This is a genomic window from Streptomyces rhizoryzae (assembly GCF_023155275.1).
GTDB classification, from domain to species: Bacteria; Actinomycetota; Actinomycetes; order Streptomycetales; family Streptomycetaceae; genus Streptomyces; species Streptomyces rhizoryzae.
On the sequence record NZ_JALMUV010000085.1, the window covers coordinates 1 to 10,788 of the forward strand.

Sequence of the window (10,788 nt, forward strand, 5' to 3'; positions counted from 1 at the left end):
AGAAGCGCCCGCACCGAGGACGTACCCCGGGGCAGCCCCTCCGCCCCCCACCCACCAACGGAACCCGAAAGACCCCAGCCAACCACGGCGCCCAGCGACGACAACGTGGGGCGGCCACAAACAACCCCACCGCCGGCACGGCGCGCAACCACCGACGAACCGGGCCCGGCGGAACCCCCGCCATGAGATACCCCAACGTGGGCAGACAATGGAAAGGACCCTGGAGGTAGGTACATGACCGAGCCGCAGCCGGCTCCCGATCCGCGGGGGGCGGCGTCCGCGCCCCGCCGCATGAAGCCCGCACAGCTGTTGTTCGAGCCGCCGGAGGCCACCACCGACCCGGAGCACTTCTTCGGACTGGAGTCGCTGGAGGACCCCGGCGCGCTGCTGGGGCGCGCGACCGAGCTGGCGCTGGCGTTCCGGGCGGCGGCCGACCGGGCCACGGAGTTCCAGGCGATGGCGGCCGCGCAGCTGACCGATCCCCGCCGCTTCGACCGGCTGCCGCTGGCGGTGGTCGCCGAGCGGGCGGACTGGACCGAGGACTACGCGCGCAAGATGGTGGAGTTCGGCCGCGGGCTGCTGCGCTCCGGCAGCACGGTGCCGCCGGACGCCGACTGAGGACCGGTCCCGCCGCGTCGGGGCCGGTGTCACGTCCGTCACACGAGGCACCCGTCTCCCCCGCGGCTCACCTGCCAAGATCATGAGCCCCTGGCATATGCGGGCCGGGGAAGATACTCCCCGGCGCCCCGTCCTGTCCCGGTTTCCGCCAAGGAGGATTGCCGGGGGGCGGCGGGTCGGTAGACCTGTCCCATGAGCGACTGGCTTCCTGAGACCCCGCGGCACCTGGCCTTCCCCACCACGGCGTACGTCACGCTCGCCGGAGCCGACTGGCTCGCCTCGGCCAGTCCGCACCCGGAGGCCATGCACGTGCTGTGGGCGGAGCGGCCGGCGGCGCCGAGCGTGCTGCCGTGCGGCCGGGTCTTCGACGTGATCAACGTCCCGGCGCTCTTCGGGCGGCGGATGGTGGACCGGCTGTGGTCGGCCGGTCCGGGGTCGGGGCCGGTGGCCACCCACCGGGGGCGGATCCTGCTGTTCGCGGCGCCCGGTACGGCCCAGCGGCTGCCCGCGCTGCTGGCCTGGGAGGAGTGGGGGCGGGCGGTGCCGGCGCCGCTGTGCCACGGGAGCGGGGATGCGGTCACGGTGCCGCCGCTGCACCCGCGCCCCCGTACGGCCGGGGCCGGGGACGAGGCGGCGGCCGGATCGCGCTGGCTGGTGGCCCCGGACGTCCGGGAGCCGTGGCTGCCGGGGCCCGACACCCTGCTGTGGGCGTGCGTGCGGGCCGCCCGCGGGGGGCTCGGCGCCGACCGGGAGAGCGCCCGTGCGCATCACGAACCCGCTGTTCAGGGCCTGGGTGGCGTGCTGGCCGGGGGCTGAGCGGCATCGATTTTTGCCCACCGGGGCCAGGATGCTAATGTTTTCCCCGTCAGCAGGCGCCGCTAGCTCAGTTGGTTAGAGCAGCTGACTCTTAATCAGCGGGTCCGGGGTTCGAGTCCCTGGCGGCGCACAGACGGTCGAAGGCCCTCACCGGTTCGGTGGGGGCCTTCGGCGTGTCCGGGCTCAGGGGGTGCTGCGGGTGATCTTGACGGCCCATTCGCCGTCCGAGGTGCGGCCCTCGACCTGGACGCGGACGCCGTCCGCGGCGTCGTTGAGGCTCTCCCCGACGCCGAGCGGGGCGTCCGCGAGCGGCGGGTAGACGGAGCTGCCCCAGCAGGCGGCGGTGCCGGGGTGGCCGTCGAGCACCTGGACGGGGCCGTCGCCGGAGGCGGTGGTGGAGCGGACGCGGTAGACGAGGACGCCCTCGGTGCAGACCGCATGATCGTTGCCCTCGGCGCCGCGGGCCTCCACGGCGAGGGCGCTGTCGGGGCCGGTGCGGACGACCAGGAGGCGGGGGCGGTGGTGGGCGCCGGGGGCGTCGGGGGCGGAGAGGGTGCGCAGCGAGTGCATCCGGGGGCGGTCGAGGCTGACGCAGTCGATCTGGCCGTCGGTGATCCAGCCGAGCCGCCACTTGTGCCAGGCGAAGGGTTCGGGGGCGAGTCCGAACTGGCTGCCCATGAGGTCCCAGTCCCCGACGTGGGTATCCCAGTCGCCGTGGCCGTTCTCCGGGCGGTGGTAGAGGTCGGGCAGGTCGAAGACGTGGCCGGTCTCGTGGGCGAGGACGTTGCGGTCGGGCGGGCTGTGCTCGAAGACGGTGACGAAGCGGCGCAGCTCGGCGCCGTCGGCGTGCATCGGCTGGTCGAGGTTGACGACCTTGGTGGCGTCGGAGTCGACGCCGGGGGCGCCGGGGTCGGCGACGAGGTAGACGAGGTCGTAGCGGCGGAAGTCGACGGCGGGGTCGGCGGCGGCGACCGCGTCGCGCAGGTAGGCGGAGCGGCGCCCGGAGTCCCAGTCGCGCTGTATGGCGTACCAGGTGGAGGGGTGCGGCATGCGGATCCAGCGGGGCTGGATCCGGGTGCGCAGGTGGAACCTGCCGTACGAGGCGCGTTCGAAGAACCGGGCGGTGGCCGGGAAGTAGTCGCCGGAGAGCTGCTGGGTGGCGGTGGCGGGGCGGGCGTCCGGGAACGACAGGAAGATCATGACCGCGCGGAGGGTGCGGTCGGGGCGGGGGTAGGCGTCGTTCCAGCTGTCGACGCCCTCGGAGTGGTGGGCGTCGGTGCGTCCCAGGGCGCAGGACAGGGCCGCCTCGGAGGCGGTGGCCGGGCCGGCCACGATGGAGGTGGCGATCAGCGCACTGAGGGAGGTGGCCACGGCTGCGACGCGCCGCAGGCGGCGGCGGTCCACCCCACGGGGTGTCTGGGCGCGCAGCACGTGGACCTCCAGGGACGGATTCGGGACACCCATCTACCCTGAGGTGATTTCATGTTCTTCGTCCTGTTATGGCGGCCCGTACGGGTGACGGTCGCGTCTCCCCTGCCTCGTAACGCAAAGTCACAAGCGACCAAAGGGGCAATAGGGGCGAACAGAGCCGGGCAATATTGGCTGAACTTCCGTCATGCGTGCGGATGGTCACGGCTTCGTCGCTGGCTCGGCCCTCGTGCCAGCCTCTATGATCGCCACACTTTCCAGCGCGAGGTACCCCTCCGTCACGAGACAAGCGCCATGCGGGAGCGAGCAGTGAGCGGACACCCCGACAGCACGGGCCGCACGCCCGGAGCGACACTGCCCTCGATGACGGAGAGTGAGGGCTCGACCAAAGAATCCGCGCGGGCCGCGCACCCTCCCCCCTGCGACGCCTCGGCGCGCTGCGACGACACCGCCGCCTCGCTCGGCGACTACCGCGCCGCCTTCCACACCGCCGGCCTGCCGATGGCCGTCCTCAACCGCGACGGGCTGGTGCTGGCCGCCAACCCCGCGTTCGGCGAGCTGGTCGGCACCGCCCCGGGCGACCTGGTCGCCGCCGACGCCGCCGACCTCGCCGACCTCGGCGCCGACCCGCGGCTGTGGGCCGCGTACCGCGAGGTGCTGTGCGGGCGCCGGGAGAGGCTGAGCTGCACCCGCCGGCTGAAGCGGACCGACGGCAGCGCGGTGTGGGCGGAGGTGACCGTCGAGCCGGTCGCGGAGCGGCTGCCGGGCGGTGCGGAGCGGGTGCTGCTGACGGCCGCGGACATCAGCGACCGGCGCGACCTGCTGGCCCGGCTGCGGCACCTCCAGATGCACGACCCGGTGACCCGGCTGCCCAACCGCACGCTGTTCTTCGAGCGGCTCACCGCGGCGCTGGAGGCGGCCGCCTTCGAGCGGTCCGGCACCGGCCGGATCGGGCTGTGCTATCTGGACCTGGACGGTTTCAAGGCGGTCAACGACACCCTGGGGCACCGGGTCGGGGACCGGCTGCTGGGCGCCGTGGCGCAGCGGCTGACCCGCTGCGCGGAGCGAGCCGCCGGGCGCGGGCCGGGCCCCGGCGGGCACCTGGTGGCGCGGCTGGGCGGGGACGAGTTCGCGCTGCTGGTGGAGGACTCGACCGGCACCGACCAGCTGGCGGAGCTGGCGCAGTCGGTGCTGGACGCGCTCCAGCAGCCGTTCGACCTGGCCGGGCAGCGGCTGTCGGTGTCGGCGAGCATCGGGGTGGTGGAGCGGGCCGCGGGCGGCACCACCGCGACCGGTCTGATGCAGGCCGCGGACACCACGCTGTACTGGGCGAAGGAGGATGGCAAGGCCCGCTGGACGCTGTTCGACCCCGAGCGCAACGCGCACCGGATGACCCGGCAGGCGCTGTCCAGCACGCTGCGGCCGGCGGTGGACCGCGGGGAGTTCACCCTGGAGTACCAGCCGCTGGTCGGACTGGGGGACGGCCGGGCGCAGGGCGTGGAGGCGCTGGTGCGGTGGCGGCACCCGCAGTTCGGGGTGCTGGCGCCGAATCGGTTCATCGCGCTGGCCGAGGAGAACGGCGCGATCGTGGAACTGGGCCGCTGGGTCCTCACCCGTGCGTGCTACCAGGCCCGCGCCTGGCAGCTGGCGCACCCCGGCGGCCAGCCGCTGTTCGTCAGTGTGAATGTGGCCGTGCGTCAGGTCTGGGACTCCGACCTCGTCGCCGATGTGGCGGGCATCCTGGCGGAGACCGGGCTGCCGCCGCGGCTGCTCCAGCTGGAGCTGACCGAGTCGGCGGTGATGGGGTCGGCGGGCCGTCCGCTCCAGGCCCTCCAGGCGCTCAGCGACATGGGCGTGCGGATCGCCATCGACGACTTCGGGACCGGCTACTCCAACCTCGCCTACCTCAGCCGGCTGCCGGTGTCGGTGCTGAAGCTGGACGGTTCGTTCGTCCACGGCTTCCGGTCGCAGGAGCATCCGAACCCGGCGGACGAGATGATCGTGGAGGCGCTGGTGGCGCTGGCGCACCGGCTCGGGCTGACCGTGACCGCGGAGTGCGTGGAGAGCGCCGAGCAGGCCGAGCGGCTGCGCCGGATCGGCTGCGACACCGGCCAGGGCTGGCTGTACTCCCGGCCGGTGGCCCCGGACGGGGTGGCGGCGCTGCTGGACGCGGGGCGCGCCTGCGGCTGAGCCGCGCGCCCCGCGCCGCGCGGGCGCGTCAGCCCTGCGGAAGTCCGAAGGCGTCGGCGATCAGGTCGTAGGAGCGGCGGCGGACCTCGCCGGTGTGGGCGTTGGCGGTGAGCATCAGCTCGTCGGCGCCGGTGCGCTTGACCAGGTCGGACAGGCCCTCGCGGACGGCGTCGGGGGTGCCGTGGACGACGTTGCCGAGCCAGCTGTCGGCGAAGTCCCGCTCGATGTCGCTGAAGCGGTACGCGGCGGCCTCCTCGGGGGTGGGGACGAGGCCGGGGCGGCCGGTGCGCAGCCGGATCATGGCCAGGGCGCCGGTGCGGACCTGGGCACGGGCCTCGGCCTCGTCCTCGGCGGCCAGCGCGGAGACGCCGATCAGGGCGTAGGGCTCGGCGAGCACCTCGGAGGGGCGGAACGAGGCGCGGTACAGGTCGAGCGCCGGGACGGTGTTGGCGGCCGAGAAGTGGTGGGCGAAGGCGAACGGCAGGCCGAGGGTGCCGGCCAGGCGGGCGCTGAAGCCGGACGAGCCGAGCAGCCACAGGGGCGGGCGGTGCGGGGACTGCACACCGCCGGGCGCGGTGGCCTGGACGGGGCCGGGGACGGCGTGGATCCGGGCGTAGGGGTGGCCGTCGGGGAACGAGTCGTCCAGGAAGCGGGTCAACTCGGCCAGCTGCTGCGGGAATTCCTCCGCCCCTTCGTGCAGCCGCTCGGCACGGCGGAGGGCCGCGGCGGTGGCGCCGTCGGTGCCGGGGGCGCGGCCGAGGCCGAGGTCGATCCGGCCGGGGGCCATCGCCTCCAGGGTGCCGAACTGCTCGGCGATGACCAGCGGCGCGTGGTTGGGCAGCATCACGCCGCCGGAGCCGAGCCGGATCCGGGTGGTGTGCGCGGCGAGATGGGCGAGCAGCACCGCGGGTGAGGAGGAGGCCACCCCGGGCATGGAGTGGTGCTCGGCGACCCAGTAGCGGTGGAAGCCGCGGCGCTCGGCGGTGCGGGCCAGGTCGACGGCGGTGCGGACCGCGGCGGTGGCGGTGCTGCCGGCGCCGACCGTCACCAGGTCGAGCACGGACAGGGGGACGGGGGCGGTGCCCAGGGCGGTGCCCCGGATGCCGTCGTCCCCGGGCTCGCCGTGGCTGTCACGGGTCTGCTGGTCTTCGCCGCTCACGGTGCGGGTCCTCCTCGCGTCGCGGATCCGGCGGCGGGGCGGCCGGGCGCCGGTGGGGCGCCGGCGGGGCGGTCCGTGCCGGGTACGTCGGTGGTGTGCGAGGAGGGTAACCGGAGAAGTGCTCCGGTTATTCCCGGGGGCCGGGTGCGGGCCCACCGGCAGGCCGGGGGCGGGGCGGGCCGGCGGGCCCGCTGCCGTTACCCGTCCCGCCCCGCGCGGGAGAACAGCGTGCCCAGTTCCGGGCAGGCGAGCGGGCGGTCCAGGAGCCGCAGGCCCTCCCAGACCGTCACCTGATTGGCGGTGAGCACCGGCTTGCCCAGCGCGGCTTCGAGGGCGGGCAGGTGGGCGGCGGTGTGCAGGGCGGTGTCGGGCAGCAGGACGGCCTCCGCGGCGGGGTGGTCGCCGGCCCGGGCCAGCGCCAGTACCTCGTCCCGGCCCCAGGTGCCGACCTCGGCGGCGGTGATGATGCCGCTGCCGCGGGTGGCGACCACCTCCGCGCCGGCGGCCTTGAGGAAGGCGTGGAAGTACGCGGCGACGTCGGCCGGGTAGGTCGCGGCGATCGCGACCCGGCGGACGCCGAGCTCCCGGACGGCGTGCGCGAAGGCGAAGGAGGTGCTGGAGGCCGGCAGCCCGGCGGTGGCCGACAGCTCCCGCACCTGCCGCCGGGCGCCCTCCCAGCCGTAGATGAAGCTGGCGCTCGTGCACGCCCAGACGACGGCCTCGGCACCGGCGTCCCGCAGCGCGCCGGTGCCCGCCGCGAGCCGGGCCGCGGAGCCCATCTCCAGCAGGGCGTCCGGACGGTGGGCGTCCTCGCCGATGTCGGTGTGGACCAGCGGCAGGCGGACCGTGCCGCCCAGCAGTGCTTCGAGGCGGGGGTAGTCGTCCTCGGCGGAGTGACCGGGGTAGAGGAAGCCGACCGATGCCATGGGCGGGGTCTCCCTTGCGGACGGGGGCGGGTCAGAGCGGGGGCTGCGGAGCGGGGTCCTCGGGGAGGAACGGGGGCGGTTCGGGGCCGTCCCCGGACTCCGCGTCCGGCGGGGCGGGCGGTCCGGCGAAGGCCGCCTCCGGCAGCGGCGGGGGCCCGGTGCGCGGCGGCGGCTGGAGCCCGGACATGGCCGCCGGACCGCTTCTGGCCACCGGGTCGAGCAGCGCCTGGTAGGGGCCGACGGCCCGGACGCCGATGGCCCGCAGCGCCGCCCACATCGTCACCTGGTTGGCGGACAGCACCGGCATCCGCAGCTCGGCCTCCAGTTGGGGGATGACGTCGTAGGTGGGGAGGTTGGTACAGCTGATGAAGAGCGCGTCGGCGGCGCCGACGACGGCCGCCCTGGCCATGTCGACGACATCGCGGTAGGGGACCTTCCAGATGTGCCGGGTCAGCCCGAGGTAGGCGCGGCCGGTGACGGTGACGCCGGCCTCCCGGAGGTAGTCCTCCAGGGAGTCGGTGACCGACTTGGTGTACGGGGTGACCACGGCGATGCGCCGGGCGCCGATCTCGTGCAGCGCCTGGATGGCGGCGCCGGAGGTGGTCAGGGCGGGCACCTCGCCCGCCTGGGTCATGGCGGCGCACATCGCGCGTTCGCCCGCCGTCCCGCCGACGAAGCTGCCCGACGTACAGGCATAGGCGATGACCTGCGGAGATATCGCGCACAGCGCCTGGACGGCGGCGTCGAGGGTCTCGTGCTCGCTGACCAGGCGGGCAAGGTCGAGGCTGACCTCGACGGGGACGAAGGGGGTGCGGGTGAGGTGGAGGGACACGTCGTCGGGGACCCAGCGCCACAGCTCGCGGTCGAGCGCGAAGTCGAAGGGGGCGACGACGCCCACGCCGAGCTGCGGCTGTGGGCCACCCAGGAAAGAGACGTCCATGAAGGCCCCTAGGAGGCACGAAGGGCTGAAGCTGACACGGCCGGTGGCCGGAGGGGTGGTACAGCCGGACAAGCCGGGGACGTCGGTACAGAGCCGTTGTTGACACGGTAGATACGACTTCTTAGCGTGGTCAATCCTCGCATCTCAGGCATCTGTCGGCGCCCTGTTCCGCGATACGGGGCACTCGTTCCAGAACGGTTTCTGGCCTATGTCCGAACGCACCGTCCGCACCGTTCTCGTCCTGGGTTCCGACCCGCCGCCGCGGCTGGACCGGCTCACCGGCCGGGCCGAGGTGGTCTTCGCCGACGAGAAGACGCTGGCCGGCCTACTCCCCGCCGCCGATGTGCTGTTGGCGTGGGACTTCACCTCCGACGCGATCAGGGAGAGCTGGCCCGAGCGCGGCCCCCGGCCCCGGTGGGTGCACACCGCGAGCGCCGGCGTGGACCGGCTGCTGTGCCCGGCGCTGATCGCCGACGACACCGTCGTCACCAACGCCCGCGGGGTCTTCGAGCAGCCGATCGCCGAGTACGTCGCCGGCCTGGTGATCGCCATGGCCAAGGACTTCTACGGGAGTTGGGAGCTCCAGCGGCAGCGCCGCTGGCAGCACCGGGAGACGCTGCGGGTCGCCGGGAGCCGGGCGGTGGTGGTGGGCTCCGGACCGATCGGCCGGGCCATCGGCGCCACCCTGCTGGCACTGGGTGTCGAGGTCGATCTGGTCGGCCGGCGGGAGCGGACCGGTGATCCGGAATTCGGCCGGGTGCACGCGGCCGGGGCGCTGAACGCGCTGCTGCCGCACGCGGATTGGGTGGTGTGCGCGGCGCCGCTGACGGAGCGGACCCGGGGGATGTTCGGGGCGGAGGCGTTCGCCCTGATGCCGCGCCGGGCCCGGTTCGTCAACGTGGCGCGCGGCCCGCTGGTCGACGAGGCGGCGCTGGTCGCGGCGTTGCGGGAGTGGCGGATCGCGGCGGCGGCACTGGACGTCTTCGCGACCGAGCCGCTGGACGCGGACAGTCCGCTGTGGGACGTCCCGCACCTGATCGTCTCCCCGCACATGAGCGGCGACACCCTGGGCTGGCGGGAGGCGCTCGCCGCCCAGTTCCAGGACAATTTCGACCGCTGGGCGGCCGGGGAGCCGCTGGCCAACGTGGTCGACAAGCGCCTCGGATACGTACCGGTGCAGTGACCGCGCGGGCCGCCGCGGCCCGGCCGGCGGCGGCCCGCGTCCCGCCCGCCGCCCCGCCCGGGGCGGCCGATGCTCGGAGGACGCATGACCCAGGGACCGACCCGCCTGTCCGCCCTGTCCGCCACCCGGCTGACGGCCGGCTACGCCGCCGGCGAGTTCTCCCCCGTCGAGGCGACCCGGGAGGTGCTCCAGCGCGCCGAGGCCGCGCAGGCCGCGGTCAACGCCTTCACCCGGATCGACGGCGAGGAGGCGCTGGCGCAGGCCGCCGCGTCGGCGGAGCGGTGGCGGCGCGGGGAGCCGGCCGGGCCGGTGGACGGGGTGCCGGTGACCGTCAAGGACCTGCTGCTGACCCGGGGCGCGCCGACGCTGCGCGGTTCGCGGACGGTCCGGGGCGAGGGCGCGGCCTGGGACGAGGACGCGCCGGCGGTGGCCCGGCTGCGGGAGTCGGGGGCGGTGTTCGTCGGCAAGACCACCACCCCGGAGTTCGGCTGGAAGGGCGTCACCGACAGTCCGCGGCACGGGGTGACGGGCAATCCGTACGACCCGGGGCGGACGTCCGGGGGGTCGAGCGGGGGCAGTGCGGCGGCGGTGGCGCTGGGCGCGGGGCCGCTGAGCCTGGGGACGGACGGCGGCGGGTCGGTGCGGATCCCGGCGTCGTTCTGCGGGATCTTCGGGCTGAAGGCGACGTACGGGCGGGTGCCGCTGTATCCGGCGAGCCCGTTCGGGACGCTGGCGCACGTCGGGCCGATGACCCGCAACGCGGCGGACGCGGCGCTGATGATGGACGTGATCTGCGGCCCGGACTGGCGGGACTGGTCGCAGCTGGCGCCGGAGCGGGGGTCGTTCCGGGCGGCACTGGCCGGGCCGGTGGACGGGCTGCGGGTGGCGTACAGCCCGTCGCTGGGCTGGGACGTGCCGGTGGCACCGGACGTGGCGGCCGCGGTGCGGCGGGCGGTGGACACGCTGGCCGGGCTGGGGGCGGTGGTCGAGGAGATCGACCCGGGGGTGGCGGATCCGGTGGCGGCGTTCCACACCCTGTGGTTCAGCGGCGCGGCGCGGGTGGTGCAGCCGCTGGCGGCCGCCGACCGGGAGCTGCTGGACCCGGGGCTGCGGGAGGTCTGCGAGCAGGGCGCGCGGTACAGCGCGCTGGACTACCTGGCGGCGGTGGACGTCCGGATGGCGCTGGGCCGGGCGATGGGGCGGTTCCACAGCGTCTACGACCTGCTGGTGACGCCGACCGAGCCGATCACCGCGTTCGCCGCGGGCCGGGAGGTGCCGGACGGCTCCGGGCACACCCGGTGGACGGGGTGGACGCCGTTCACCTATCCGTTCAACCTCACCCAGCAGCCCGCCGCGACGCTGCCGTGCGGGGTGGACGGCGACGGGCTGCCGATCGGGGTGCAGCTGGTGGGCGCGCGGCACGCGGACGCGCTGGTGCTGCGCGCCGCGCACGCCCTGTACGAGGCGGGGGCGGCGGAGATCCCGGCGCCGGGGGGCGCGTAGGGGCGGGGGCCCGGGTGGGGGCGGG

Annotated in this window: 9 protein-coding genes and 1 tRNA gene; 6 read left to right on the forward strand and 4 right to left on the reverse strand. The window is 75.0% G+C overall.

Translation table 11 applies throughout. The features are described 5' to 3' along the window. Positions 1-234 precede the first annotated feature (234 nt). The 3 genes from MUU72_RS34310 (at position 235) to MUU72_RS34320 (ending at position 1,564) form a co-directional block, all read left to right on the forward strand. Positions 235-618 carry a DUF8844 domain-containing protein gene (locus MUU72_RS34310; protein ID WP_248017376.1) on the forward strand — a complete coding sequence of 128 codons (384 nt, stop codon included), beginning with the start codon at positions 235-237 and terminating at the stop codon, positions 616-618. 192 nt (positions 619-810) lie between these two features. Further along, on the forward strand, positions 811-1,434 hold the full coding sequence (locus tag MUU72_RS34315) for a bifunctional DNA primase/polymerase (protein WP_248017377.1): 624 nt from the start codon (positions 811-813) through the stop codon (positions 1,432-1,434). Positions 1,435-1,490: 56 nt separating this feature from the next. Then, positions 1,491-1,564 (forward strand) — tRNA-Lys (locus MUU72_RS34320). 53 nt (positions 1,565-1,617) lie between these two features. Here the strand turns inward: MUU72_RS34320 and MUU72_RS34325 are convergent. Beyond that, a complete protein-coding gene (locus MUU72_RS34325; protein ID WP_248017378.1) occupies positions 1,618-2,898 on the reverse strand; it encodes a M6 family metalloprotease domain-containing protein in 1,281 nt (426 codons plus the stop codon). Between the two features lie 327 nt (positions 2,899-3,225). On the opposite strand from MUU72_RS34325, the gene MUU72_RS34330 reads away from it, so the two are divergent. Further along, positions 3,226-5,052 (forward strand): putative bifunctional diguanylate cyclase/phosphodiesterase, encoded by a 1,827-nt coding sequence (locus MUU72_RS34330; RefSeq protein WP_248017379.1) that lies wholly within the window; start codon positions 3,226-3,228, stop codon positions 5,050-5,052. Positions 5,053-5,080: 28 nt separating this feature from the next. On the opposite strand, the gene MUU72_RS34335 is transcribed toward MUU72_RS34330, so the two are convergent. From MUU72_RS34335 to MUU72_RS34345, 3 genes are all read right to left on the reverse strand, one after another. Then, the gene (locus MUU72_RS34335; RefSeq protein WP_248017380.1) at positions 5,081-6,211 is read right to left on the reverse strand and encodes an LLM class flavin-dependent oxidoreductase; all 1,131 of its coding nucleotides are present in this window, start codon (positions 6,209-6,211) and stop codon (positions 5,081-5,083) included. A 197-nt stretch (positions 6,212-6,408) separates the two neighbouring features. Next, positions 6,409-7,137, reverse strand: a complete 729-nt coding sequence (locus tag MUU72_RS34340; protein WP_248017381.1) for a maleate cis-trans isomerase family protein — start codon at positions 7,135-7,137, stop codon at positions 6,409-6,411. A gap of 31 nt (positions 7,138-7,168) precedes the next feature. Next, positions 7,169-8,077 (reverse strand): maleate cis-trans isomerase family protein, encoded by a 909-nt coding sequence (locus MUU72_RS34345; RefSeq protein WP_248017382.1) that lies wholly within the window; start codon positions 8,075-8,077, stop codon positions 7,169-7,171. Positions 8,078-8,285: 208 nt separating this feature from the next. Here MUU72_RS34345 and MUU72_RS34350 point away from each other — a divergent pair, with 208 nt between their 5' ends. Further along, positions 8,286-9,260: a D-2-hydroxyacid dehydrogenase gene (locus MUU72_RS34350; RefSeq protein WP_248017383.1), complete on the forward strand. Its 975-nt coding sequence runs from the start codon at positions 8,286-8,288 to the stop codon at positions 9,258-9,260. 84 nt (positions 9,261-9,344) lie between these two features. Continuing rightward, on the forward strand, positions 9,345-10,763 hold the full coding sequence (locus MUU72_RS34355; RefSeq protein ID WP_248017384.1) for an amidase: 1,419 nt from the start codon (positions 9,345-9,347) through the stop codon (positions 10,761-10,763). The last annotated feature ends 25 nt before the right edge of the window (positions 10,764-10,788 follow it).